The organism is Thalassospira povalilytica (assembly GCF_002844235.1).
In the GTDB taxonomy this organism is placed as follows: domain Bacteria; phylum Pseudomonadota; class Alphaproteobacteria; order Rhodospirillales; family Thalassospiraceae; genus Thalassospira; species Thalassospira povalilytica.
In genome coordinates, this window is record NZ_PGTS01000004.1 from 306293 (window position 1) to 330895 (window position 24603).

At 55.2% G+C, this 24603-nt stretch carries 25 protein-coding genes and 1 riboswitch; of the genes, 18 read left to right on the top strand and 7 right to left on the bottom strand.

The genetic code is table 11. The annotated features are described in order from the left end of the window. Positions 1 to 4: 4 nt before the first annotated feature. Positions 5 to 784 (top strand): 3-oxoacyl-ACP reductase FabG, encoded by a 780-nt coding sequence (fabG, locus tag CU041_RS12820; protein WP_101247229.1) that lies wholly within the window; start codon positions 5 to 7, stop codon positions 782 to 784. Between the two features lie 97 nt (positions 785 to 881). Further along, on the top strand, positions 882 to 1544 hold the full coding sequence (locus CU041_RS12825; protein WP_068519821.1) for a YajG family lipoprotein: 663 nt from the start codon (positions 882 to 884) through the stop codon (positions 1542 to 1544). A gap of 61 nt (positions 1545 to 1605) precedes the next feature. Here CU041_RS12825 and CU041_RS12830 read toward each other — a convergent pair whose 3' ends face one another. Beyond that, positions 1606 to 2145, bottom strand: a complete 540-nt coding sequence (locus tag CU041_RS12830) for a dihydrofolate reductase family protein (RefSeq protein ID WP_068519822.1) — start codon at positions 2143 to 2145, stop codon at positions 1606 to 1608. A gap of 164 nt (positions 2146 to 2309) precedes the next feature. Continuing rightward, positions 2310 to 3752: an L-serine ammonia-lyase gene (locus CU041_RS12835; RefSeq protein ID WP_101247230.1), complete on the bottom strand. Its 1443-nt coding sequence runs from the start codon at positions 3750 to 3752 to the stop codon at positions 2310 to 2312. Between the two features lie 200 nt (positions 3753 to 3952). Next, a riboswitch (glycine riboswitch) is annotated at positions 3953 to 4047 on the bottom strand. Positions 4048 to 4319: 272 nt separating this feature from the next. Here CU041_RS12835 and gpmI point away from each other — a divergent pair. The 11 genes from gpmI to CU041_RS12890 all read left to right on the top strand — a co-directional run bounded on the left by gpmI (position 4320) and on the right by CU041_RS12890 (position 15219). Then, the gene (gpmI, locus tag CU041_RS12840) at positions 4320 to 5912 is read left to right on the top strand and encodes a 2,3-bisphosphoglycerate-independent phosphoglycerate mutase (RefSeq protein ID WP_101247231.1); all 1593 of its coding nucleotides are present in this window, start codon (positions 4320 to 4322) and stop codon (positions 5910 to 5912) included. Next, a complete protein-coding gene (locus CU041_RS12845; protein WP_228196314.1) occupies positions 5893 to 7251 on the top strand; it encodes a murein hydrolase activator EnvC family protein in 1359 nt (452 codons plus the stop codon). Before gpmI ends, CU041_RS12845 begins: the two co-directional genes overlap by 20 nt. Continuing rightward, the gene (locus CU041_RS12850) at positions 7248 to 8549 is read left to right on the top strand and encodes a S41 family peptidase (protein WP_068519826.1); all 1302 of its coding nucleotides are present in this window, start codon (positions 7248 to 7250) and stop codon (positions 8547 to 8549) included. The genes CU041_RS12845 and CU041_RS12850 overlap by 4 nt, the downstream gene beginning before the upstream one ends. A 58-nt stretch (positions 8550 to 8607) precedes the next feature. Then, the gene (locus CU041_RS12855) at positions 8608 to 10140 is read left to right on the top strand and encodes a divergent polysaccharide deacetylase family protein (RefSeq protein ID WP_101247233.1); all 1533 of its coding nucleotides are present in this window, start codon (positions 8608 to 8610) and stop codon (positions 10138 to 10140) included. A gap of 43 nt (positions 10141 to 10183) precedes the next feature. Then, positions 10184 to 10729 carry an RNA pyrophosphohydrolase gene (locus CU041_RS12860; RefSeq protein WP_101247234.1) on the top strand — a complete coding sequence of 182 codons (546 nt, stop codon included), beginning with the start codon at positions 10184 to 10186 and terminating at the stop codon, positions 10727 to 10729. 85 nt (positions 10730 to 10814) lie between these two features. Further along, positions 10815 to 11003: a hypothetical protein gene (locus CU041_RS12865; protein ID WP_101247235.1), complete on the top strand. Its 189-nt coding sequence runs from the start codon at positions 10815 to 10817 to the stop codon at positions 11001 to 11003. A gap of 76 nt (positions 11004 to 11079) precedes the next feature. Next, complete coding sequence (locus CU041_RS12870; RefSeq protein ID WP_101247236.1) at positions 11080 to 11886, top strand: methyltransferase domain-containing protein; 807 nt, start codon at positions 11080 to 11082, stop codon at positions 11884 to 11886. A gap of 35 nt (positions 11887 to 11921) precedes the next feature. Then, the gene (locus tag CU041_RS12875) at positions 11922 to 12758 is read left to right on the top strand and encodes an alpha/beta fold hydrolase (protein WP_101247237.1); all 837 of its coding nucleotides are present in this window, start codon (positions 11922 to 11924) and stop codon (positions 12756 to 12758) included. 227 nt (positions 12759 to 12985) lie between these two features. Further along, a complete protein-coding gene (locus CU041_RS12880) occupies positions 12986 to 13663 on the top strand; it encodes a hypothetical protein (protein ID WP_101247238.1) in 678 nt (225 codons plus the stop codon). Between the two features lie 129 nt (positions 13664 to 13792). Further along, complete coding sequence (locus CU041_RS12885; protein ID WP_101247239.1) at positions 13793 to 14776, top strand: squalene/phytoene synthase family protein; 984 nt, start codon at positions 13793 to 13795, stop codon at positions 14774 to 14776. 200 nt (positions 14777 to 14976) lie between these two features. Continuing rightward, the gene (locus CU041_RS12890) at positions 14977 to 15219 is read left to right on the top strand and encodes a hypothetical protein (RefSeq protein ID WP_101247240.1); all 243 of its coding nucleotides are present in this window, start codon (positions 14977 to 14979) and stop codon (positions 15217 to 15219) included. A 72-nt stretch (positions 15220 to 15291) separates the two neighbouring features. Here CU041_RS12890 and CU041_RS12895 read toward each other — a convergent pair whose 3' ends face one another. The 3 genes from CU041_RS12895 to CU041_RS12905 form a co-directional block, all read right to left on the bottom strand. Continuing rightward, entirely contained in the window at positions 15292 to 16488 is a 1197-nt protein-coding gene (locus CU041_RS12895) for a phosphoglycerate kinase (protein ID WP_068519834.1), read from the bottom strand. A 188-nt stretch (positions 16489 to 16676) separates the two neighbouring features. Then, positions 16677 to 17522, bottom strand: coding sequence for a diaminopimelate epimerase (gene dapF, locus CU041_RS12900; RefSeq protein ID WP_068519835.1), 846 nt, complete (start codon positions 17520 to 17522; stop codon positions 16677 to 16679). 108 nt (positions 17523 to 17630) lie between these two features. After that, a complete protein-coding gene (locus tag CU041_RS12905) occupies positions 17631 to 18149 on the bottom strand; it encodes a hypothetical protein (protein WP_068519836.1) in 519 nt (172 codons plus the stop codon). Between the two features lie 418 nt (positions 18150 to 18567). Between CU041_RS12905 and ccoN the strand changes: the two genes are divergently transcribed. Genes ccoN through ccoP form a run of 4 tightly spaced genes read left to right on the top strand, consistent with a single transcriptional unit; the run spans position 18568 to position 21837 of the window. Next, a complete protein-coding gene (ccoN, locus tag CU041_RS12910; protein ID WP_068519837.1) occupies positions 18568 to 20025 on the top strand; it encodes a cytochrome-c oxidase, cbb3-type subunit I in 1458 nt (485 codons plus the stop codon). A gap of 14 nt (positions 20026 to 20039) precedes the next feature. Beyond that, positions 20040 to 20771, top strand: a complete 732-nt coding sequence (gene ccoO, locus CU041_RS12915; protein ID WP_068519838.1) for a cytochrome-c oxidase, cbb3-type subunit II — start codon at positions 20040 to 20042, stop codon at positions 20769 to 20771. 16 nt (positions 20772 to 20787) lie between these two features. After that, positions 20788 to 20949, top strand: a complete 162-nt coding sequence (locus tag CU041_RS12920) for a cbb3-type cytochrome c oxidase subunit 3 (RefSeq protein ID WP_101247242.1) — start codon at positions 20788 to 20790, stop codon at positions 20947 to 20949. Between the two features lie 15 nt (positions 20950 to 20964). Beyond that, a complete protein-coding gene (gene ccoP / locus CU041_RS12925; protein WP_101247243.1) occupies positions 20965 to 21837 on the top strand; it encodes a cytochrome-c oxidase, cbb3-type subunit III in 873 nt (290 codons plus the stop codon). 100 nt (positions 21838 to 21937) lie between these two features. Here ccoP and CU041_RS12930 read toward each other — a convergent pair whose 3' ends face one another. Both CU041_RS12930 and CU041_RS12935 read right to left on the bottom strand, forming a co-directional pair. After that, on the bottom strand, positions 21938 to 22447 hold the full coding sequence (locus CU041_RS12930; RefSeq protein ID WP_101247244.1) for an SRPBCC family protein: 510 nt from the start codon (positions 22445 to 22447) through the stop codon (positions 21938 to 21940). Then, a complete protein-coding gene (locus CU041_RS12935; protein ID WP_101247245.1) occupies positions 22440 to 22784 on the bottom strand; it encodes an ArsR/SmtB family transcription factor in 345 nt (114 codons plus the stop codon). Before CU041_RS12935 ends, CU041_RS12930 begins: the two co-directional genes overlap by 8 nt. A gap of 293 nt (positions 22785 to 23077) precedes the next feature. Here CU041_RS12935 and ccoG point away from each other — a divergent pair, with 293 nt between their 5' ends. Further along, entirely contained in the window at positions 23078 to 24571 is a 1494-nt protein-coding gene (gene ccoG, locus CU041_RS12940; protein ID WP_101247246.1) for a cytochrome c oxidase accessory protein CcoG, read from the top strand. The last annotated feature ends 32 nt before the right edge of the window (positions 24572 to 24603 follow it).

Genomic DNA, 24603 nt, shown 5'->3' on the forward strand with positions numbered 1-24603 from the left:
CACCATGCTGACTTCAATTTCGGGAAAAACTGTCATCGTCACGGGTGGCTCCAAAGGGATCGGCAAGGGCATCGCCAACGTCTTTGCCAAACAGGGGGCCAAAGTCATGATTGCGGCCCGCACAGAAAAGGATGCGGCCATCGCAGTTGGCGAAATCACGGGTGCTGGCGGGACGGCCGATATGGTTTTGTGTGATGTGTCGGACTGGGATCAGGTCGCCGGGATGGCGGAATATACTGCCAAGACGTTTGGCGGCATTGATATCCTGTGCGCCAATGCCGGAATTTTCCCGCAAGTCAAAATGATCGATATGACGGCAGATGACTGGGACCAGATCATGACCACCAACCTTAAAAGCAGCTTTCTGTGCGTTAAGGCCTGCATCCCCTATTTTGAAAAAGCCGGCAAGGGACGGGTTGTGATTACCTCATCGATCACAGGCCCCGTAACCGGTTATCCCGGCTGGTCGCATTATGGTGCGTCCAAGGCCGGACAACTTGGCTTTATCCGCACCGCGGCAATGGAACTGTCGCGCTATAACACGACGATCAATGCCGTCATGCCCGGCAATATCATGACCGAAGGCCTTGCCGACCTTGGTCAGGACTATCTGGATTCAATGGCCAGTTCGATCCCGCTCAAACGTCTGGGCAGCGTCGAAGACATCGCCAATGCGGCCCTGTTCTTTGCCTCGGACGAAGCGGCCTATATCACCGGGCAATCCATCGTCGTTGACGGCGGCCAAATCCTTCCGGAATCGCTTGATGCCTTGGGCGAGATTTAAAATCTAAACAAGAAACTTAGTCAAGAAATGCACTTTAAGTTTGCATCCGATTTCCCGTTTGAATACAGATATTTCTGAATTTCAGGGGAGATCTATGATGGAACGTCGCCACCTTAAACTTATTGCAGTTCTGGGATGTGTCGCATTTCTTGGCGCCTGTGCCACATCGCGAAGTGTCGTACAAATCGAAGAGCCGGATACCATCGAGAACCCGACGGAGGGTGTCGAAGTCCGAATTCTGGAAGTGAATGACAAACGGCAATTCGAAATTGATCCGCCGCGACCTGATATCCCGTCACTTGCCAATGACGAAATTGATGACGATGCGATCACGGCGCGCGCATATGCCCGCAAACGCAACACATACGGCATGGCGTTGGGCGATGTGCTGATTCCGGAAGGCAAAACCGTTGCCGATGCCATTGCCAGAACCGTGGAAAATGGCTTCCAGGCTGCCGGATACCGCGTCCTGACACCCGCCGACCCCAATTACGATAAGGCTGCCGATGTCAAAGTCGACATTGCCGAGTTTTGGTCGTGGTTCGAACCCGGCTTCTGGCAGGTCACAGTCCACAATCGAAGCGACATCACCATCACGACAGATGCCGCAATTGCGCCCGAGCCGATTAAAGTGACTGAACACTACCGGGAAAACATGCAGATGGTTCTCGACAGTGATTGGCAGGCCAGCGCGATCAAAGCGTTAAAGCAGGTACGCGAAACAATCACAGAACAGCTACAAAAGCTCTCGGTGCAATGAAGCGTTGATAACCGTCATTCCGCAAAACTCAAAACCGCGCCATGATGGCGCGGTTTTTCGTTCAGATATCATGCAATCCATACTGGCTGCGCACCACGCCGGAATTATAGCGTTCTGATGCCAGCAACCGTGGCTTGATGCCACCGGCGTCACGCCCGAACAATGATATGCCGTCCCCCAGAACTTCGGGGATCGTAAAGATATCCAGCTGATCGGCAAAGCCGCCAAACAGGAACTGTGTGACCACACTTCCGCCGCCAACAACCCAGATGTCGCCATCGCCATTGCGGCTGTCGCGAAGCTGATCGACAAGTTCGATAATGCTGCCGCCATAGGCCTCGGTATTGGCCGGACGGTCTTGCGGAAGATCGCGTGATGTCAGAACGATGGTGCGGCGGGCCTCATAGGGCCAATCGCCAAATTCCATCACCTGATCAAAGGTGTTTCTGCCAATGATCAGCGTGCCTACGGAGTCCAGAAAATCATCAAAGCCGAATTCGGCCGGATCATATTCATCCAGCCAATCCACCGCACCATTGGTGCGCGCAATGAAGCCATCCAGACTGACCGCGATGTAAATGCGGAACAGCTTTTTGCTCATGTCTAGGTCCAACCTTTGGTGGGGTCTTTGCCCCTTGTTTGCTCGCGCAGATCATAACAGATCCCAAACCAAAGGTCGCAAGAAACACATTTCACCAACCGCCGGTGAAATGACTGTATCACCCAAAACGTTGATTTAAATCGCGTTTCATCAATGTTGTAACATCAACATTCAACCACGTTGACATTGACAGCAAGGCCACCCTGACTGGTTTCCTTGTACTTGCTTTGCATGTCGAGTCCCGTCTGGCGCATGGTTTCGATCACACGATCGAGCGACACGGTATGCTGCCCGTCGCCGCGCATTGCCAGTCGCGCGGCATTGATTGCCTTGACCGCGCCCATGGTGTTGCGTTCGATGCATGGCACCTGCACCAGACCGCCAATCGGATCGCATGTCAGGCCAAGATTGTGCTCCATCCCGATTTCGGCGGCATTTTCAACCTGCTCAGGCGTACCGCCCAGAACCGCACAAAGCGCGCCTGCGGCCATTGAACAGGCAACACCGACCTCGCCCTGACAACCGACTTCGGCCGCCGAGATGGATGCGCGTTTTTTATAGATCGACCCAATCGCCGCCGCGGTCAGAAGAAATTCGCGAATTTTGGTCTGACTGACATTAGATCCGAACCGTTCGTAATACCGAAGCACGGCCGGAATGACGCCCGCCGCACCATTGGTCGGTGCGGTCACGACACGTCCGCCTGCGGCATTTTCCTCGTTCACGGCAAGGGCATAAAGATTGACCCAGTCAATCACCGTCAGCGGGTCGCGAAGGCCCGCTTCGGGTTTTTCGGTCAATTCATGATAAAGCTTTGATGCCCGGCGTTTGACATTCAACCCGCCGGGCAAAATGCCATCGGTTTTGCACCCGCGATCAATGCAATCCATCATTGCCCGATGAACACGATCGACAAATTCGTATGTTTCGTCCGGGCTGCGCCAGCTTTGTTCATTGGCCATCATGATTTCGGCAATCGATGCACCTTCGCGTTTGCAAATGGCCATCAATTCATCGGCCGATGAAAACGGATGGGGCAGCGTGATATTGTCGCCGGAATATTCCGCCCCGCGATCATCGCCAGACACGATGAACCCGCCACCGACCGAGAAATATTCCTGTTCATGAATTTTCACGCCATCGCGGTCAAATGCGGTGATCCGCATGCCATTGGGATGCTGTGGCAGGGTTTCGGTAAAGTGAAACACCAGATTGGTTTCACGATTGAAATCAACCGGATGCTTGCCATAAAGCTGCAATTGCGCGCTGCTGTCGATGGCCTGCACGGTTGGCGCGACATCATCGGGGTCCACACTGCGCGGCCGATGGCCCGAAAGCCCCATGATTACGGCCGTATCGGTGGCGTGTCCCTTGCCGGTCAGGGCAAGCGATCCGTAAAGATCGACCACAACACTGCCCGCCTTGGTCAAAAGATTGCGGGCATCAAGTTCAAGACAAAACCTGTATCCGGCGCGCATTGGTCCGACGGTATGCGAACTCGATGGTCCGATCCCGATGGTATAAAGATCAACAACAGAAAGGTTTACGTCTTGCACAGAACCGTCCTGCGATCCCGAACGGGGACCGGTGGCGGGATTGGTGGTCATAAGGGCCTCCTTCACGGCTCTTGAACGCGCGAAAATCGCGCCGTTTACGAACCGGTGTCTTGCCCCCTCTGTCCCTTGACCTGAGATTGTGCGCCCATGGGTCGAAAACAACATCAACCCACAGGTTTTCATCCTTCGGTGGAAGCCGGTTGTCATACATGTTTGATCTGTATGCGTGCCGAATTCTCTCTCCAGAGCCTCTATCCGCGACGGTCCATCTGCCTGAGAGTTTTATGGGGCTATTGCTCCTTCGGCGCCGGTTATGCGGGTAACCGGGCTCTCCCGTCGTGGTGCGAGACGCCATTTCTGCCGCCTCTGAGGATCACCGTTGGGGGCAGATTATCTGTGTCTGATACCCCTGTCAAAAAGCAGCTTTGCACCTGCAAAAAATTCCAGGTCGGGGTACTGTTTCGCGGCCACATTCGTGCTAAATTGCCGAAATTACACATTTGCCTGTTGTGAGTAACGGTTGACCCACCCTGCCCGCACAACAGGATTGATGGCGAATTACCCGGTAAGTCACCATATTTACGGGTAATTCAGCCTTTATCTCTATCAGTGGGGTTTATGAACGTGACTGTATCGAATTCCGTAAAGCGCCCGCGCCCTGTGGTGCTGTGTATTCTGGATGGCTGGGGGTATCGCGAAGAAACCAAGGACAACGCCGTTGCCTTGGCCAATACGCCTGTCTGGGACGCGCTTTATGCCAATTATCCGACCGGATTCCTCAAGGCTTGTGGTCTGGATGTCGGCCTGCCCGAAGGTCAGATGGGCAATTCGGAAGTCGGTCACATGAACCTCGGTGCCGGTCGTGTCGTCATGCAGGAACTGCCCAAAATTGACGAGGCCGTCAAAACCGGAAGCATCGCCGATACCGATGCCGTCAAGAAAATCATCGCAACGCTGCGCGATAGCAAGGGTGTCTGCCACATTGCCGGTCTTCTGTCCGAAGGTGGCGTGCATTCCCATCAGGCCCATATGGCCGCCCTTGCCAAAATCATCGCAGGCGCCGGTGTGCCGGTCAAAATTCACGCCTATCTTGATGGCCGTGATACCGCACCGAAAAGTGCTGCCAAATTCCTTGAGAAATTCCGCGCCCTGATCGGCGATGCCAATGTCGAGATTGTCACCGTGACCGGGCGTTATTACGCCATGGACCGTGACAACCGTTGGGAACGCGTCAGCCAGGCCTATTTCACCATGGTTCAGGGCAAAAACTATGCCGATGGTCGCACTGCCGAAAGTGCGGAGGTCGCAATTGCCAATGCCTATGCGAATGACACCACCGACGAGTTTGTCCTGCCAACCGTGATTGGCGATTTTGACGGGATCAAGGATGGCGATGGCATTCTGATGACCAATTTCCGTGCCGACCGTGCGCGTGAAATCCTTGCTGCCCTGTGTGCGCCGGAATTTGACGGGTTTGACCGCGGCACCGCGCCGAAATTTGCCGTACAGGCCGGCATGGTCGAATATTCGTCCGAACACGCCAAATACATGGATGCGATCTATCCGCCGCAAACCCTTCCCAACATCTTTGGCGAAGTGGTTTCCAAGGCCGGGCTGAAGCAGCTTCGCATTGCCGAAACCGAAAAATATCCGCATGTGTCGTTCTTCTTTAACGGCGGCGAAGAACAGGTCTTCGAAGGCGAAGACCGCATTCTGGTCGCATCGCCCAAAGTCGCGACCTATGACCTTCAGCCGGAAATGTCCGCACCCGAAGTCACCGAAAAACTGGTCGCTGCCATCAAGTCGGAAAAATATGACGCGATCATCCTGAACTTCGCCAACCCCGACATGGTCGGGCATAGCGGCATTCTGTCGGCTGCTATGAAAGCAGCCGAGGCTGTTGATACCTGCCTTGGCAAGGTGATTGATGCGATCAAGTCGGTTGGCGGCGTTGCCTTTGTCACCGCCGACCACGGCAATTGCGAGGTCATGGTCGATCCGGAAACCGGTGAACCCCATACTGCACATACCCTTAATCTGGTGCCGACCATTCTTGTTAACGGTCCGGAAGGGGTAACATTGGAGAATGGGCGCCTTGCCGATGTTGCACCGACTTTGCTGCAACTCCTTGGCGTGCCACAGCCAGCCGAGATGACTGGCAAACCGTTGCTTAAGGGCCTGAAACAGAATGATGCGCTTCTTGCGAGCTAAGTCAGCTTATGAGATCGCCCTGCCTGCCGTGACCGCGCTTGCGCTGTGTCTGGCAGGCGGGGCAGCGCCTTCTTTTGCCCAGTCGCTTCAAAAAGTTGACAAGAAACTTGATCAGCTTGAAAGCCAGCTGTCCGAACAGCAAAAACAGGAAGAATTCCTGTCGCGCAAATCGCGGGAACTCTGGACCGAGGAACAGGCCCTGCAATCCGAAGCCATTTCGGTTGCCCGCCGTACCCAGCGTCTGGAAACAACCCTGACCGAACTTGAAGATCAGCTGCAATCGCTTGAAACCCGCGAAAAGGTCGCGGCCACCAGCCTTGAGGACAAGGCCGGTCAATATGCCCGCATCCTGATGGCCTTGCAGCGCCTTTCGACCACCCCGCCCGAAGCGGTCATTGCCCTTCCGACATCGCCGCAGGATACCTTGCGTTCGGCGGTATTGCTCAAGGCTGCCCTGCCCGGCGTTGAACAGCATGCCCGCGACCTGCGTAAGGAACTCGATGAAATTGCACGTTTGCGCGAAGATATCCGCACCCAACGCGCGGACGTCGCCGAAGCCACCCGTGCGTTGCAACAGGAACGCACATCGCTTGCCGCATTGCTGAGTGAAAAGCGCCGCCTGCGCACCGAGACCGAGGCCGAAGCCCACGAAGCCGCCAAGGCCGTAAATGCGCTGGCTGACGAGGCCAAATCACTTGGCGAGTTGCTGAGCACCTTGCGCAAACGGGCCGAAGGTCTGCCCGCACCGCGATCACGCCCGGAAATTGATGTCGCCACCCGGACCGAACCCGATGCAGATACGCTGGGCGCAACCACGATTGCCCGCAATACGCCCCCCGAACCGCCAGCCCGCAAGGAAGAACCGGCCGCAGCCACCCCGAAACAGGATGGCACAAGCGACGAAGAATTCGCGGTTGGCAGTTCGATCACCCTGGCGCATGGGCATTTGCGCATGCCTGCCAGTGGCAAAGTCGTCACACTGTTCGGGGAAAAATCGCGTGGTCCCGACGGATTGACCGTCACAAGATCCAAAGGAATTGAGATCAGCACCCGCGCAAATGCGCAGGTTGTCTCGCCCTTTGATGGCAAAGTGGTCTTTGCAGGCCCCTTCCGCGGGTACGGCCGACTCTTGATTATCGAACACGGCGAAGGATACCATAGTCTTATCGCCGGTTTTGATCGGCTCGACAGTGTGGTAGGACAATATCTGTTGGCGGGCGAACCTGTTGGTATTATGGGTGAAACAGCGCCTAAACTCTATCTGGAGATGCGCCAGGACGGAGAAGCGATCAATCCGCTTCCGTGGCTGGCCTCGAAAAACGGCAAGGTAAGTGGATGAAAACCTCTCGATTGGCAGTACTCGCACTCGCGACCGGCATGACTTTCGGCCTTGCGTCCCCAAGTCTGGCGCAATCTTCAACCTCCTCGGCTGAGACATATCGTCTTTTGAACCTGTTTGGTGACGTGTTTGAACAGGTCAAAGCCAAATATGTCGAAGAAGTCGATGACAAGCAGCTGATCGAAGCCGCCATCAACGGCATGCTGACGTCACTTGATCCGCATTCCTCTTATCTGAACATGGATAATTTCGAGGAAATGCAGGTCGATACCCGTGGCGAATTCGGCGGTCTTGGCATCGAAGTCACGATGGAAGACGGCTTTGTCAAAGTCATCGCACCGATCTATGACACGCCCGCCGAAAAGGCCGGCCTGCAACCGGGCGACTTCATCACCCATATCGACGGCACCGCCATTCGTGGCATGACGCTTAATGATGCGGTCGAAATGATGCGCGGCAAGGTCAATACCGACATTGTCCTGACCATCATCCGAAAGGGCGAACAGGCTCCGTTTGATGTCACCCTGACCCGTGCGGTCATCAAGATCCAGTCGGTCCGCGCCGAAGCCAAGGATGATATCGGCTATATCCGCATCACCAAATTCAACGAACAGACCTTTAGCGGCCTGCAACGTGCGATTGGCGACATGCGCGATCAGATCGGCCCGGAAATCAAGGGTCTGGTGATTGATCTGCGCAACAACCCGGGCGGCCTGCTTGATCAGGCGATTTCGGTATCCGATGCCTTCCTGGACAAGGGCGAAATCGTATCGACCCGCCCGCGTGATACCCAGAATACCGAACGCTATAACGCGCGGTCCGGTGACCTGGCCGAAGGACTGCCGATTGTTGTTCTGATCAATGACGGTTCGGCATCGGCATCCGAAATTGTTGCCGGCGCTCTTCAGGATCACCGCCGTGCGGTCATCATGGGCACGCGCAGCTTTGGCAAGGGATCGGTTCAGACAATCCTTCCGATGCCGGGCAATGTTGCACTGCGCCTGACCACCGCGCGTTATTACACGCCGTCAGGCAAATCCATTCAGGAAGTCGGCATCGTTCCGGACATCATCGTGCCCCAGGCCCGTGTTGAAAGTATCGAAAGCGATACCCGCCGGTCCGAAGCATCCCTGAACGGTGCGCTTCGCAACGAGGACGCCGCGACCACAGACGCAGAAAAGGATGCAAATTCCCGCCGGGATGAAGCCGAGCAACTTGCGATCGACGATTATCAGCTTTCGCGGGCGCTTGACATGATCCGGGGCATTTCGCTGTTTGGTCCGCGCCCGAAAGGGTAAGGACCATCCGGACATCGTGAGAGACTAGCTGTTCGTGTTCAGGAAAATCCTAAATTCCTTGCCATTCCGAAAGAAGAAGGATGGCGATCTCGACGAGGACATGGCCGGCGCGCTGGCCGACGACCTTGGCGACGGGATGACTGACGCTGAAGAAGTCAATCTTGATGACCTGCCCTTTAACGAACTTCCGATCGAAATTCAGATCAAGCGTCTGCCCAAGCGGCCGAAATCACGGCGCAGCTGGCTGTCGAAAATTCTGATCATTCTGGTCTTCCTGTCGCCCTTCGGGGCGACAGCGGTTGCCCTGATCCCGATCCTTGATCCGGAAACCGGCTGGCGGCTGTTTCATCTTGGCAGTCCCGAGGCCTTGGTGGCTGTCCCGGGGTCTGAACGCGAACTCCAGGAAGAAATCGCGCGCGGTGTGCGCGACATGCAGGAACGCGAACGGGCCCAGCATAATGGCGATGTCGGTCCCGATGGCACCCCACAATCCGCCGAAGACATTACCAATCAGCTTTCCGGTGTCTCCGATCTGGTCGGGCCGGCCGATCAGGCTGACGGTGTTGCCCCCGATACCGAGCTAAGCCCCGAAGAACTGGCCGCCATCATCGCCGAAGAAGGATCGATTGACGATCCGATCGAACCCGACCCCTTGCGCAAGGCCCCGCTGCCCGGTCTGGATGAAGAAGGCAGTTTCGGCCGTGTCCCGCGCATTGCCGATGATGGCACCACACCGTTCGATGCCTATAAGCGGCCCTTTGAAAAAACCGACGGGCAACCCTATGTCGCGATCATTCTGACCGGGGTTGGCCTGAATGAAGCCCGCACCGAAACCGCGATCAATGATCTGCCGCTTAATATTTCGTTGGGTATTTCACCTTATAGCCGCGACATCAAAACCGTTGCCGAACAGGCCCGCGAAATGGGCCATGAAGTCTTTCTTGAATTACCGATGGAACCGGCCGATTTCCCGCTTTCCGATCCGGGGCCACGCGCGCTTTTGACATCCCTGTCAGAGGGTGAAAACCTTGTGCGGCTTGAATGGTTGCTCGCACAGTTCCCCGGCTATGCCGGACTGGTCAGCCACGAAGGATCAAAATTCGGAAGCCTTGATAGCGCCATCCGCCCGATCATTGAATTCGTATCGCGTTCGGGCCTGATGTATCTCGAAGGTACGCGCAGCGGCATGGCAAGCTATGGCGCGCAACTGGCATCAAATGCCGGAACGCCAAATGCGATTGGCAACATTCTGATCGATCAGGTTCCCAGCCGCCGCCAGATTGATGCAAGACTTGCCGATCTGGTCCAGCTTGCCAAACGCAACGGTGTTGCTGTCGGCTTTGCCCAATCCTATCCGGTCACCATTCAGCGCCTGCGCAACTGGGCCTTGCGCCTGAAACGACAGGGCGTCGAACTGGCACCGGTCAGTGCGATTGCCAATATGCAGGTCACCCCGCAATCCGCCGCCGAAGCAGAAGCCGCACGCCGCGAAGCCGAACAGCGCGAAAGCGAAATCATGGCACAGGAAGCCGAAAACAATCCGGCTGAAAATACCGCAGACGAACCCGCCGCCACCATCGAAAGTCAGTGACCGGACGCCATACGCACCCGGCCCCGATCACCCAGGAGAAATCATGGCTGACAAATCCGCATCCCCGTCCGATACGAACTCAACCGAAGCCACAAGGGTAAAGGCCGAAGACCTGCCCTATCGCCCCTGTGTCGGTATTGCGCTTTTTAACAAGGATGGCCTGGTCTGGGTCGGCAACCGTTTCGGATTTGAAGGCGCATGGCAATTGCCCCAGGGCGGCATTGACGATGGCGAAACCCCGATTGAAGCCGCCCTGCGCGAGCTCAAGGAAGAAATCGGCACCGACAAGGCCGAAATCATCGCCGAAACGCCCGACTGGCTGACCTATGATCTGCCCGACCATCTGATTGGCAAGGCGTTCAAGGGCAAGTATCGCGGCCAAAAGCAGAAATGGTTTGCCATGCAGTTCACCGGCAAGGACAAGCATATCAATATTGATGTGCCCAACCCGGAATTTGATGCCTGGCGCTGGAACGACCTGGCGACGCTGCCCGACATGATCGTACCGTTCAAACGGCCCGTTTATTTGCAACTCGCCGAGGCATTTCGTGATGTACCGCAAAGAATTCGTAAAATGAAAAAGGCATAAAGGATCAGAACGCGGCTTGATCGCTGCTTTCTTTTCGCTAAATTTTACGAATTATCAGACACCTACGACTTAGAGGAGCTCCAATATGGGTACGGATCGGTTTATCTTTGGTGTTCTGACCATTGTGGTCGGTCTTTTCGGACTGTTCTATGCGTCAGGCTCGCATGACGGTTATTCCTATTTTGTCGGCTTGGCCCTGTTTGTCGGTGCTGTGCTGTTCATGTTCCACCTGATCAAGGGGTATTATGATCAGCTTGATGCAACCGATCACTGATCACGCGCTGTGCCTGATACAGCTGTAACCGGCATCAATGCTTTTAAATTCCCCCAAAAGGCTCTAGGAATTAACCATGAGCAATACACATTGGGATCCTGCCCGTTACAGTCTGTTTGGCAATGAACGCCTGCGACCTGCCATTGATCTGATTGGCCGCCTGCCAAAAGCAGCCAGCGGCTTTTCCCCGCGCCATATCGTTGATCTGGGATGCGGTCCCGGTTCGGTGACCGCAATTCTTGCCGATGCCTTTGCAACGGACAACGATGACAGTCCCCGTATTGTCGGTGTTGATTCATCTGACGAGATGTTGGACACCGCGCGCAAACGATCCGAAAACATTGACTGGCAAAAGGCCGATATCGCCACCTGGCAACCTGACGAGCAGGTCGATCTTCTGTTTTCCAATGCGGCCTTGCATTGGGTGCCCGATCACTCGACCCTGTTTCCCCGCCTTCTGGACTTTGTCCGTCCGGGCGGCATGATCGCCATTCAGGTTCCCAACAATTTCCTGGCGCCAAGTCATCAGCTGATCGGCGAAGCTGGCATGGACTGGCGCAAGGAAGTGGCACAGGCCATGCACGCAGCCCGTATCATGCGTCCGGGCGATTATTTCGACGTTCTTGCACCGTCATGCGATGAGATCGATTTGTGGCAGACGCAATATTGTCATGTCCTGAACGGGCCGGATGCGGTTTATAACTGGACCAGTTCGACCATCCTGCGCCCGGTGATGGCGGCCCTTCCTGATGACGCGGCACGCGCAACCTTTACCGCGAAATACAAGGAACGCCTTAATCAGGTTTATCCGATCCGCGATGATGGCCGCACACTGTTTCCGTTCAACCGTCTTTTCATGGTTGCGCGCAAACGCCCAAGCTAACCCCACCGAACCATTCCCTGACAAGGAGCCGCACCATGGCAGAATTTCGCGAACATTTCGTCAAATGCTGCGGGTACGAGGTCCATGTCCGGGCATGGGGCAACCCGTCCCGACGGCCATTGATCATGATGCATGGTCTGGCCAGGCTTGCTGATGATTTTGATCATGTCGCCCCCCATTTCACCGATCAGTACTATGTTCTGTGTCCGACCATGATCGGGCGCGGCTTTTCCGGCTGGGCCAAGGACCCGGACCGTGAATATACCGTGCCCTTTTATGTCGCGCAGATGTTCGAGCTTCTCGACCATTTCGGCATAGAAACCTGTGACTGGATCGGGACATCCATGGGGGGCCTGATCGGGCTTTATGCCACCGCCGAAGTTGCCGGACGGATTGAAAAGCTGGTTCTTAACGATATTGGACCCGAACTTGATCCGGACGCGGTGGCGCGTATCAAATCCTATGTCGGCGCATCACCCGAATTTGAAACCATTGATGACGTCGAAAAACTGGTTCGGCTGGTTTATGCCCCGTTCGGGGTGGCCGACGATGCAACATGGGCGTTTTTGGCGTCCCGTTCCGTACGGCGCCTGCCAAACGGCAATTTCATGATGCATTACGATCCCGAAGTCATGCGCATCTTTGCCGAACATATTGATTCCTTTGATGCCTGGGACGTTTTTGACGCCCTGCCCTGCCCGGTCATGCTGATCAGCGGCGAACAATCCGACCTCATCCCCAAGGCGATTGTCGAGAAAATGAAAAATAAAAAACCCGAAATGCCGGTTTTTGCAGTGGCGAACTGCGGACATGCACCCCATTTGAATGACAAAGCACAAATCAACGCTATCAGGGACTTTTTGGGGCGCTAAAGCCAGTGTTGCGCGCAACATACGCGAACCGTCTGTTGACGCCATCTTTTAAAAAAATCCCCTGATGAAGTTCACGCCGTGACAATGCCGCAGTCAATGTGGAGGCACGGACACGACATGGTTGGTATGGGACCGACACCGAAACTTGCCTGACTTCCAGTAATGGGGGTCCCCTGACCAGTGCGCTGATTGCTGTGACCGTTAGATCACCTGTGGGAACAGGCGGCATGATGATGAAACCGCATTTGGCTAAAACCTCGATCTGTACTGCATTTCTGGCCACCGCGATGACTGCGGGTTCGGGTCTGTTTTCGGCTGTTTTCGCCCAGTCGACAGACAGCACACAGGTTCCGGCATCCTCACGCCTGACCTTTGGCACGGATCTTGGCGCGGGCATTCTGCCACCTGCCGGATCAAACGGGATCGGTCGCTATTTTTCCAGCCGCCCACAAAACAGCATCGTGATCGGGCCTGCATTACAGGATGCGCAAGATCCCGAAAATGCCAGTCAGTTCTGGCTTGAAATCGACAGCAACCGGAATACCCGCACCAACGCACTTAGCGCGCAAATCGGCCTGGGCTATGCGCCGGTGCCGGAACTCGGCATTGCTGTCGGGCCGTTTGTCGAACTGGGTTCAACCCGATCGGAAAATATCGGCAACTATCAGACCGGCGGCTATGCGCCCGATCAACGGCGCAGCCAGGTTTTGTTCTCTGACAGTGACAATGCCTTTCACGATGCCGGTCTTGCTGCGTCTCTGTCCTATATGCCGCTTGAAGATATCTGGATCGGGTTGCATGGCAGTGTGTCGCGCAATATGGCACCACCTCATCCGGAACAAAGCATCCTTGACGGTATTGACGCCATGCTGGGATTGACCGCCAGCTACCGGATCGAATTCTGATCATTTGGTGTGGCCCCGGTGTGATCATTTCCGGGCTGTCACGGGAAATCCCTGTTGCACAGGACGGGCAGTCCTGTATGACTCTTGGAAAGATAATCCACCGGGATATTCAGGGACATTTAGACACGCATGAGCCACTCGCTCCCATCAAAGGCCGTACTTGGCGCCCCGTTTGAGGCATGCAATGCACTTGCTGCGGCCAAAAATGCCAATCTTTACCGTGCGGCCATGCGTCTGTCCCCGGAACGCCAGCGTTTCTTTCTGGCAAGCTATGCCTCGATGCGGGTCATTGACGACATTGTTGATGACGGCTTTCTTGAACTGCCCGATGCCGAACGTCATGCACAGCGTGAAACCGTTCTGGAAACCATCAATCAGTGGCAGGCCCAGATCATTTCCGCCAAAGCCGGTGCTGACAACCCGTTGCCGGAAACCGGCCCGCTCAGCGGTGATGTCTATGAAGCATTGCGTCTGACCCTTGGACGCAGCGATCTTTCGCCCGAACCATGGGTTGCCCTTGCCGATGCGCTGCATCGCGATGTTGCCGAAGAACCGATGGATGAATGGGATGATTTCATCGCCTATTGCGAAGGGGCAACCGCAGCACCGGCATCGATCTTTGTCTATCTTCTTTCGGCCAGATACGATCCGGAAATCGGCTATACGTCGCCCTTGACCAACCCGCCGATCTGTCACGCGCGCGATATGGCTATTTTCTGCTATATCATTCACATCCTGCGTGATCTTCCCGAAGATATCAAAGGCCCGGACCGCCTTGTCACCATTCCGTCCGAAATGCTGATTGCTGCCGACATCACGCTTGGCGAAATCCGCAACGCCATCGGTCAGGCCAAGTTCGAAAATCTTGATTACCTTGGGCGCATCCTGCTTGAACATGCCTGGGAGCATTTCGAAACAGGTCAGGCGCGCTCGGGCGAGCTTCTTTCGATTCTTGATACCGACGAGGCCGATACTTTATCGCGCCTGTTCACGGTCTATATCGAGCTGGGCGGTGCCATGATGGAAAACGGTTATGCCAGCTTCCTGAAAGATCGCGATGCGATCATGAAAAGCACGGCACAAAACAGCCTGCCTGACGTCAATCAGCAATAAGTCCCCGGATCGTGCAAACATGCTCGACCTTCCTGCCAGGGTCGCGCATCATATTTCATGCCCCGACAAGACAAGAACCATCGGCCGCATCGAACCGGACTGTGCAAACAGGCCTGTTGCGAAATATTCGGACATTTTGCACCGGCTTGCCAAAGCCAATTGTTTGCGGCCTCACTTAACGACGTCAAAGAGGTCAAGTGATGTTTCCGCTGCTTAAAAAGGTTGAAACCTGGGTGCGCAATCAGTGGGTTGATGCGACGGTCGGATTTATCCTGCTATTCACCGCCTTAAACGATAGCGGCGATACCCTGGTTGATGATGTCATGACCGGCAATGTCGGCACATCCCACGGGGTTCTGGTTCTCGGACTGGCCCATGTCGTCCGGTCAATCCCGCCCGTGATCAAAAGCATCGGCATCATTTTCTATCCCGAAAAGACCTAAAGCCATTTCAGGCTGCCCAAAAGAAAACCCCGCCAGATGGCGGGGTTTGTCGTAAATTCCTGACCGGCAATCTTACTTGGCGCGAAGGGCCGCAACACCCGGAAGGGTTTTGCCTTCCAGCCATTCAAGGAACGCACCGCCCGCGGTGGAGACATAGGAAAAGTCCTGATCGGAATCCGCATGGCGAAGGGCAGCAACCGTGTCACCACCACCGGCAACCGACAGAAGTTTGCCTGCCTTGGTCAGTTTTGCCGCATGCTGGGCAACCGAAACCGTCGCCGTATCAAACGGGGTGATTTCAAACGCACCAAGCGGCCCGTTCCAGACCAGCGTTTCACAAGATTCCAGACGCTTGTTCAGATCAACGATGGTTTCCGGACCGGCATCCAGGATCATGCCGTCGCTGGCAACGTCGTTGATGTCAGACACATCATGCGGTGCGTTTGCGGCAAATTCCTTGGCAACCAGACCATCAACCGGCAGAACGATTTCACAATTGGCGGCGTCGGCCTTTTTGAAAATCTCGCGCGCGGTTTCAAGAAGATCATGCTCGCACAGTGATTTGCCAACATTGACACCCTTGGCCGCCAAAAACGTATTGGCCATGCCGCCACCGATCACCAGTTGGTCAACCTTGGCAACAAGGTTCCCCAGAAGATCAAGCTTGGTCGAAATCTTGGCACCGCCAACAATTGCCATCACCGGATGTTTCGGAGCTTCAAGCGCATTGCCCAATGCTTCGAGTTCGGCCTGCATCAAACGCCCGGCATAAGCCGGAAGTGCGCGCGCCAGACCTTCGGTCGAGGCATGGGCACGGTGCGCACAGGAAAACGCGTCATTGACGTAAACATCGCCAAGCTTGGCTAGCTCGGCCACGAATGCCGGGTCGTTCTTTTCTTCCTCTGCATGGTAACGCAGGTTTTCCAGAAGCGCGATTTCACCGTTCTCAAGGCTGTTGACCACGCTTGCTGCCGCATCACCGATGCAATCATCGGCAAATTTCACCGGGCGGCCCAACTGTTTGGCAAGGGCATCGGCAACCGGTTTAAGCGACATTTCAGCAACGCGCTGGCCCTTCGGGCGGCCAAAATGGGTGATGACCACCAGTTTGGCACCGGCATCAGCCAGTTCGATCAGGCCCGGAACGGTACGGTCGATGCGGGTCGTATCACCAACAACACCATCCTTCATCGGAACGTTAAGATCAGCGCGCAGCAATACGCGCTTGCCAGCGACATTGACACCGTCAAGCGTATTAAAGTCAGCCATTATCTGAACCTGCTTTTGAGTTTCACAAAAGACGGGAGGCGGGCGTCCCGACATGGATCGGACCCGATCCTGTTGGGCCCTGTTTTGCCCGATCACAACAATCGACGCAAGGCCCGAAGGGGTCCGTAAAAGTACATGTAAAAAATAACCGGCCAACATCACCATGCGGGCCGGTTACATATTTCTGATCAGTGCGCACCCAACAGGGATGAATGCAGGAAGCCCTGGAAACTGGTCGCGACCGGTCCGGTCATCAGGACATGGTCATCGGGCAACCATTCAATCGTAAGCTTGCCCCCGTCAAGAATGACATCGGTTTTGCGCCCGGTCAGTCCGCGACGTGCCGCCGCAATGCCGACCGCACAGGCACCGGTGCCACATGCACGCGTCACACCGACACCACGTTCCCAGACACGCATCCGGATCTGGTTTTCGCCGATGATGCTGCACACTTCGATATTGGCGCGTTCGGGAAACATTTCGTGATGTTCAAGGATCGGTCCGAATTTTTCGATATCGACGGCTTCGGCGTCATCGACGAAAAAGACCGCATGCGGATTGCCGACATTGACCCCGACTGCGTCCGAAAGCGGACCAAGCGACAATGGAATATGGTTGGTATCAACCGCTTCTGACAGCGGGATATCACGCCAGTCCAGCCGGACCTGCCCCATATCCACGGTTACCTGACCATCGGCCAAACCATTGGCATCAAGAAGGCCAACCACGGTTTCAATGATCGCATCATTGCGGCCAAGCTCGCCCATGACGATGCTGGCAACACAGCGCGTGGCATTGCCACATGCCTCGACCTCGCCGCCATCATTGTTGCGGATGCGCATGAAGGCATCGGCAAGATCATCGCGGGCCGGTTCGATCACGATCAACTGATCGCACCCCACACCGGTTTTGCGATCTGCAATCCGGGCAGCAGTTGCGTTATCAAGATCAAGCACAGCGGGATCGCGTCGTCCGTCAAAGACAACGAAATCATTTCCCAGACCATGCATTTTGACAAAAGGAATACCGTTCATACCCGCCTTATAGTCCTGTTTCCGGGGCCCGTCCACATATCGCTTACCCGGATGTAGCACGAATATGCCCCGGCGCAAGCAGGCGTTTTTACGGATTTGGAAATGCTGTCAGGCTGACAGTTTCGGCGTTGCCGGCGCGCAATAGCGGACCTTGCTTGGCACGAAGCCGGCCTTGGCAAAATAATCGCGCAAACGCCCGTCACATTCGCCAAGCGAAACATACACATTGGCGCATTTATGATCGCGCGCCAGCCGGTTCATCGCATCACGCATGGCATCAAACACATAGGCACCCGCCACGATTTCCACCGCCATGACATTATCGACATGCAGGACAAGCCCGTCGGTCATGTCATCACGCACATAATAGGAAAACAGACCGTGGATATAGCCGCGCTCGTTGGACAGAACGATGATGCCGCGCTGGCGTTGCCATAAAAGCTGGTCGGCATCAGTTGCCCCCGCCAGGCCAGAGTCCGCCCCCGTATCGCCAACCGGCAGACAATACCGGTCGACAAAGGCACGCCATCGATCAAAAGACATATCGACCTGCATCATCTGCACCAGCGGATACGTCATATCCGCAGTGTGCGATGTAAGGGGATGTGCCTGATAGGCTTCTGACATGATTACCGTCCTCTGGAATTTACCCGATCATGCCGCAAATAAATCCGGTCAACCTTGATGTGCATCAACACGTTTGGATGCGTTGGGGCGCATAAACAGCCACAACACTTGAGGTCCCCGTCCGGCGACAACATGGAATCCCATGATTGAATTTCCAACGGGTATTGCGCGCCTGTATTGACGTACATCAATGGCTTTTGGGCCATGTGCCCGCATACTCGCTGCACTGAATGGGAAACCTCGCCAGGTTCAATGCGTCCCTGTTTCAAACGGGATGCATTGTGGGTGGGGCTTCAAGTGCAGGTGAATAACCCATCCTCGGATCGGGTTATTCACGGGGACGGATGAAACTGTCCGAGAGGGTCTGGACAGTTGCCCCGAACACCTTGAACGGGAGTCAAGCATGGGCCAAGGGAGCATGGCACAGACAGCATCGCCTGCGGTTGCTGTTAATTATAATATGGACGTTGTGCGCTGGGCCGCACTCGCGACCGTATTTTGGGGAGTCGTCGGATTTCTGGTGGGTGATGTCATCGCCTGGCAGCTCGCATTTCCGGCGCTCAATTTCGACAATGAATTTCTGAACTTTGGGCGTCTGCGCCCATTGCACACCTCGGCAGTTATCTTTGCCTTTGGTGGTAACGCTTTGCTGGCGACTTCCTTCTATGTGGTTCAACGCACCTGCCGCACCCCGCTTTATGGCGGCACGGCGTTGCCTGCATTCGTATTCTGGGGGTATCAGCTTTTCATCGTGATGGCCGCGATCGGTTACGTGACCGGCACCACCCAGGGCCGCGAATATGCCGAACCGGAATGGTTTGTTGATCTGTGGCTTACCCTGGTTTGGGTATGCTATCTGGCGATGTTTGTCGGTACCCTGCTGAAACGTCAGGAACCGCACATCTATGTGGCAAACTGGTTCTATCTGGCGTTTATCGTCACGATCGCGATGCTCCATCTTGGCAACAACCTTGCCATTCCGGTATCGCTGACCGGCACCAAGTCCTATTCGATGTTCTCTGGTGTTCAGGATGCCCTGACCCAGTGGTGGTACGGCCATAACGCGGTTGGCTTCTTCCTGACGGCTGGCTTCCTTGGCATGATGTATTACTTCATCCCGAAACGGGCCGAACGTCCGGTTTATTCCTATCGCCTGTCGATCATTCACTTCTGGGCGCTGATCTTCCTCTATATCTGGGCTGGTCCGCACCATCTGCACTACACAGCCCTTCCCGATTGGGCGCAGACCCTTGGCATGACCTTCTCGATCATGTTGTGGATGCCGTCCTGGGGCGGGATGATCAACGGTCTGATGACGCTTTCGGGTGCCTGGGACAAGCTGCGTACCGACCCGGTCCTGCGTTTCATGGTTGCTGCTGTCGGTTTCTATGGCATGTCGACCTTCGAAGGTCCGGTCATGTCGATCAAGGCCGTCAACGGACTTTCGCACTATACCGACTGGACCATTGGTCACGTGCATTCCGGTGCGCTTGGCTGGGTTGCCTTCGTATCGTTCGGTGCGATCTACTTCCTGATCCCGGTTCTGTGGAATCGCGAACGCCTGTATTCGATGCGTCTGGTGTCGCATCACTTCTGGTTGGCGACCATCGGGATTGTTCTTTACATCACCTCGATGTGGGTTTCGGGGATCATGCAGGGCCTGATGTGGCGCGCCTATGACGAACTGGGCTTCCTGCAATATTCCTTCATCGAAACCGTTGAGGCGATGCATCCCTACTACATCATTCGCGCAACCGGCGGCCTGCTGTTTGTTCTTGGTTCGCTGCTGATGGTCTGGAACGTCTACAAGACGATCAAGGGCGATCTGCGTAACGAAGCTCCGATCGGCACACCTGCCACTGTTGCAGCCGAATAAGGGGGGAACGAGATATGCTTCTTAAAAAACACCATATCGTTGAAAAGAACGTCTTCGTTCTGATCCTTGGCATTTTCCTGACCATCATCATTGGTGGCATCGTGGAAATCGTGCCGCTGTTCACGATGGAACAGACCATCGAAAAGGTCGAAGGGGTACGTCCCTATTCGCCGCTCGAACAGGCCGGTCGCAATATCTATATCCGTGAAGGCTGCTATAACTGCCATTCCCAGCAGATCCGTCCGTTCCGTGACGAGGTCGAACGGTATGGCCATTACAGCCTTGCCGCGGAATCGATGTATGACCACCCGTTCCAGTGGGGATCGAAACGTACCGGTCCGGACCTGGCACGTGTCGGCGGGAAATATTCCAATGACTGGCATGTGGCCCACATGAAGGATCCGCGCTCTGTCGTGCCGGAATCAATCATGCCGGGTTATCCGTTCCTTGCTGAACGCAAACTGAACTTCGATGACGCACAGGCCCATCTCGAAACACTTCGTATGGTCGGGGTTCCCTATACCGACGAAATGATCGAGACGGCCAAGGCGGACCTTTACCTGCAGGCCAGCGAGGATGCGGCCTATGACGATGATTTCCTTGCTCGTTACCCGAATGCGGCAACAGGTGATTTTGACGGCAAACCGGAAGAACTGACCGAAATGGATGCGCTGATTGCGTATCTGCAGGTCCTGGGCCGGATGGTCGACTTCACCACCTATAACCCGCAGATGAACCTGCGCTAGGGCAAAGGGGAACGTCATGGAATTCTTTACGCAACTCGCTGACTTTTTCCGCCCCCTGTGGGGACTGTGGCTGATGCTTCTGTTCAGCGCGATCATTGCCTGGGTCATGTGGCCAAGCAAAAAGCGCAATCGGGACATGGAAGCACACGCCCGGATTCCGCTGCGGGATCAGGATTAAGGGGAGAACAGAGTAATGCCGACACATGTCGAAAAAGACCAGGTATCCGGGCGCGAGACCACCGGCCATGAATGGGACGGTATCAAGGAGCTCAACACACCGCTTCCGTCCTGGTGGGTCTATGTTTTTTGGGTGACCGTTATCTGGTCAATCGGTTACTGGGTGGTTTATCCGTCCTGGCCGACCGCCAATGACTATCTCAAGGGGATGTTCGGGACGACCAACCGTACCCAGCTGCATGAAACCCTGAACAATGTTGCTGCCGAACGCGCTCCGTTCATGGAACGCCTTGCGGCACTCGATGTAACGGAAATCACCAGCGATCCGGAACTTCTGAACTTCTCGATGGCCGGTGGCAAGGCGATCTTTGCCGACAATTGCGCACCGTGTCACGGTACGGGCGGATCGGGCAATCCGGGCTTCCCGTCGCTTCAGGATGACGCATGGCTTTGGGGTGGGACACTTGAAACCATCAACGAAACCCTGCATGTCGGGATCCGCTGGGATGCCAATGAAGACACCCGCATGAATGACATGCCGGCCTTTGGCCGTGACGAATTGCTTGAACGCGATCAGATCGACGATGTTGTGCAATATGTCCTGCACTTCACCGACCGCGCAACCGACAAGGCCGCGGCTGATCGTGGTGCGATCGTGTTCGAAGAAAACTGTGCATCCTGCCATGGTGACAATGCCAAAGGCATTCAGGAACTCGGTGCGCCGAACCTGACAGACGCCATCTGGCTGTACGGGGGCGACAAAGCCACCATCACCGAAACCGTGACCAATTCGCGCCGTGGCGTGATGCCGGCATGGGAAGGCCGTCTTGACGAAGAAACCATCAAGATGCTGACGGTCTATGTCCACTCTTTGGGTGGCGGCCAGTAAGTTCGGCAGTCTTTAAGACGGAATATATCTGACAAAAAGGGCCAGCGATTTATCGTCGCTGGCCCTTTTTATATTTTACTTTGCGCTTTCACCGCCGGGCTCAGGTCGATGCCTTTTCGACCCCAGCCAAATGGGCATCAAGCTTTTGCAAGGTCTGCGCCCCGTATTCCACTGCCCCGAACCCGATCACAATTGCGCGGCGTGCTGCACTTGGATGCAGTTGGCGCAAGGTCACAACGGTTTTGCCATTTTCCTGCGGATCAAATGTCACAAGCAACCGGAATTGGTCCGGATCATTATCAATGTCGGCCCCGTGCAACGCCTCGATCATCACGGGAAACGTCACCTGGACAAATTCCATCCGGTTGGAATAGCGCGTGCCATCCGGTGCCACCATATCGAACCGCCATACGCCGCCACTGCGGATGTCAATTTCCCGGGTTTCAAGTCGCATTCCATCAGGGCCGAACCATTTCACAATTTGTGTGGCATCGGACCACGCACGAAAGGCAAGTTCGACGGGTGCATTCACGACGCGCGCCAACACAACCTCCCGATCAAGCGGCCATTCTTGCCAGTCGGCGATATGGTCGGTACCGCGATCAATCATCTGCTTGTTCCTTTTTCATGGTTTCAAGATGTACCTCAAACCGGTCAAGACGGGCTTCCCATTGCGCACGATGCAACGCAAGCCAGTCTTCGGCTTCCTGAAGCGTTCCCGGATTAAGGGCACAAATCCGTCGCCGCCCTTCGCGATGCGACACAATCAGCTTGGCATCTTCCAGAATGCCCAGATGCTGCGTGAAGGATGGCAATGCCATCGCAAACGGTTTGGCCAGCTCAGAAACCGATACCGGACCGCTGCTGAGTGCTTCGATCACAGCACGCCGGGTCGGGTCCGAAAGCGCATTGAATGTTGTTTCGATAGTTTGTTTTTCGATCATCATGGATCAAACCATAACCAATTTCGTTACTTAGGTAAATACCTAAGTAACGAAATTGGGATCAACACATCACTACGGCGACAATTCACACGAATATCCCTGCGTAAATTGACATGTATCATGGTGCGTTTTTCGCCTGTCTCGTACTTTTCTGCCTGAGATTTGAATAATTAGAGTTTGCTTCGTAAAGCTGCCGGAAGTTGAAAATTCTCTGGCTGTTTAACCGATTGAAACAACTGGCGGTTCACCGCGACGAGAGCAGTTGCTCGGACGAAAGCAACAACCAGGTAGCGAACATGGCCATGTCCAATTTGCAAAGTCCCGATATCGAAACGGCCCCGATCATTGAAGAAGACGACCGTGATCAACCCCTTTATAAAACGCGGGACAAAGTTTATCCCAAACGCGTTTCCGGCCGGTTCCGCAACCTCAAATGGTTCGCACTGATCGCGTTATTGTCGATTTACTGGTTGGTGCCATGGATCCGCTGGGACCGTGGACCAAGCGCCCCCGATCAGGCTGTTCTGATCGACATGGATCTTGGCCGCGCCTATTTCTTCTTCATCGAAATCTGGCCGCAGGAAGTCTATTACATCACGGGCATCCTGATCATGGCGGCAATCGGTCTGTTTCTCGCAACCTCGCTGTTTGGACGTATCTGGTGTGGGTATGGCTGCCCGCAGACGGTCTGGACCGATCTTTTCATGCTGGTCGAACGTTATATCCAGGGCGATCGCAACGCGCGTGTCCGCCTCGACCAATCAAAATGGACGTTCGAGAAATTCTGGAAAATCGGTGCAACCCATCTGGCCTGGATTGCCATTGCCATGGCAACCGGCGGCGCGTTTGTTCTGTATTTCAACGATGCCCCGACCGTCATTGTCGATGTCTTTACCGGCAATGCGACGCTGGCTGTTTATGTCACCATCGCGTTTTTGACTTTCTCGACCTATCTTCTGGCTGGCTGGGCCCGCGAACAGGTCTGCACCTATATGTGTCCCTGGCCGCGTTTTCAGTCGGCAATGCTGGATGATGAAAGCCTGATCGTCACCTATGAAGGATGGCGTGGGGAAGCCCGCGGGCCGCTTAAACGCAAAAACCTGACCCGTGGCGAAGTGCCCGAAACCGGCCACTGCATCGATTGCCGTGCCTGTGTGAATGTCTGCCCGACCGGCATTGATATCCGCGACGGCCTGCAGATGGAATGCATTGGCTGTGGCCTGTGTATTGATGCCTGCAACGACATCATGGACAAGGTCGGCTTTCCGCGTGATCTGGTCCGGTTTGATTCGGTCCAGAACACCCAGCTTCGCGCCCAAGGCAAGGCAACCCGTGTGCGCATCATTCGCCCGCGCACCATTTTCTATGCAGCCATCCTGACCGTGGTGGCATCGGTGATGATGTTCGGTCTTTTGAACCGTTCGGTCCTTGAACTCAATGTGCTGCGTGACCGCAACCCGCTATTTGTGACCCTGTCTGATGGCGATGTCCGCAATGGCTATACGGTCAAGCTGCTCAACAAGGAACAGTCGCTGAAAACCTATGAACTGACGGTTTCCGGACTGACGATTTCGGATTTCCAGATCATCGGTCAGACCCCGAACCAGAAAGGCACCTTTGATCTTGAAGTGGCGCCGGACCGGGTTGGCAGTTTCCGTGTGTTCATTGCCGCCGATCCGTCGGCACTTGATGGCGATGCAACACCGTTCGAATTCACGGTGACCGATACGGAAACCGGAAACACCGAAACATATGATACAGTATTTGCCGGTCCCAAGACCGACCGCTGATCGTGAAAACGCTTTGGCACAGGAAAGACAAG

Excerpts from the sequence above, each read along its gene's own strand:
- ccoN (WP_068519837.1), top strand. The coding sequence starts at position 18,568 with ATGGCACAGACAGCATCGCCTGCGGTTGCTGTTAATTATAATATGGAC.
- ccoG (WP_101247246.1), top strand. The coding sequence starts at position 23,078 with ATGGCCATGTCCAATTTGCAAAGTCCCGATATCGAAACGGCCCCGATC.
- CU041_RS12890 (WP_101247240.1), top strand. The coding sequence starts at position 14,977 with ATGTTTCCGCTGCTTAAAAAGGTTGAAACCTGGGTGCGCAATCAGTGG.
- CU041_RS12825 (WP_068519821.1), top strand. The coding sequence starts at position 882 with ATGGAACGTCGCCACCTTAAACTTATTGCAGTTCTGGGATGTGTCGCA.
- CU041_RS12860 (WP_101247234.1), top strand. The coding sequence starts at position 10,184 with ATGGCTGACAAATCCGCATCCCCGTCCGATACGAACTCAACCGAAGCC.
- CU041_RS12830 (WP_068519822.1), bottom strand. The coding sequence starts at position 2,145 with ATGAGCAAAAAGCTGTTCCGCATTTACATCGCGGTCAGTCTGGATGGC.
- gpmI (WP_101247231.1), top strand. The coding sequence starts at position 4,320 with ATGAACGTGACTGTATCGAATTCCGTAAAGCGCCCGCGCCCTGTGGTG.
- CU041_RS12935 (WP_101247245.1), bottom strand. The coding sequence starts at position 22,784 with ATGATGATCGAAAAACAAACTATCGAAACAACATTCAATGCGCTTTCG.
- ccoO (WP_068519838.1), top strand. The coding sequence starts at position 20,040 with ATGCTTCTTAAAAAACACCATATCGTTGAAAAGAACGTCTTCGTTCTG.
- CU041_RS12905 (WP_068519836.1), bottom strand. The coding sequence starts at position 18,149 with ATGTCAGAAGCCTATCAGGCACATCCCCTTACATCGCACACTGCGGAT.
- CU041_RS12895 (WP_068519834.1), bottom strand. The coding sequence starts at position 16,488 with ATGGCTGACTTTAATACGCTTGACGGTGTCAATGTCGCTGGCAAGCGC.
- ccoP (WP_101247243.1), top strand. The coding sequence starts at position 20,965 with ATGCCGACACATGTCGAAAAAGACCAGGTATCCGGGCGCGAGACCACC.
- CU041_RS12920 (WP_101247242.1), top strand. The coding sequence starts at position 20,788 with ATGGAATTCTTTACGCAACTCGCTGACTTTTTCCGCCCCCTGTGGGGA.
- CU041_RS12850 (WP_068519826.1), top strand. The coding sequence starts at position 7,248 with ATGAAAACCTCTCGATTGGCAGTACTCGCACTCGCGACCGGCATGACT.
- fabG (WP_101247229.1), top strand. The coding sequence starts at position 5 with ATGCTGACTTCAATTTCGGGAAAAACTGTCATCGTCACGGGTGGCTCC.
- CU041_RS12865 (WP_101247235.1), top strand. The coding sequence starts at position 10,815 with ATGGGTACGGATCGGTTTATCTTTGGTGTTCTGACCATTGTGGTCGGT.
- CU041_RS12930 (WP_101247244.1), bottom strand. The coding sequence starts at position 22,447 with ATGATTGATCGCGGTACCGACCATATCGCCGACTGGCAAGAATGGCCG.
- CU041_RS12885 (WP_101247239.1), top strand. The coding sequence starts at position 13,793 with ATGAGCCACTCGCTCCCATCAAAGGCCGTACTTGGCGCCCCGTTTGAG.
- CU041_RS12835 (WP_101247230.1), bottom strand. The coding sequence starts at position 3,752 with ATGACCACCAATCCCGCCACCGGTCCCCGTTCGGGATCGCAGGACGGT.
- CU041_RS12870 (WP_101247236.1), top strand. The coding sequence starts at position 11,080 with ATGAGCAATACACATTGGGATCCTGCCCGTTACAGTCTGTTTGGCAAT.
- CU041_RS12875 (WP_101247237.1), top strand. The coding sequence starts at position 11,922 with ATGGCAGAATTTCGCGAACATTTCGTCAAATGCTGCGGGTACGAGGTC.
- CU041_RS12845 (WP_228196314.1), top strand. The coding sequence starts at position 5,893 with ATGCGCTTCTTGCGAGCTAAGTCAGCTTATGAGATCGCCCTGCCTGCC.
- dapF (WP_068519835.1), bottom strand. The coding sequence starts at position 17,522 with ATGAACGGTATTCCTTTTGTCAAAATGCATGGTCTGGGAAATGATTTC.
- CU041_RS12880 (WP_101247238.1), top strand. The coding sequence starts at position 12,986 with ATGATGATGAAACCGCATTTGGCTAAAACCTCGATCTGTACTGCATTT.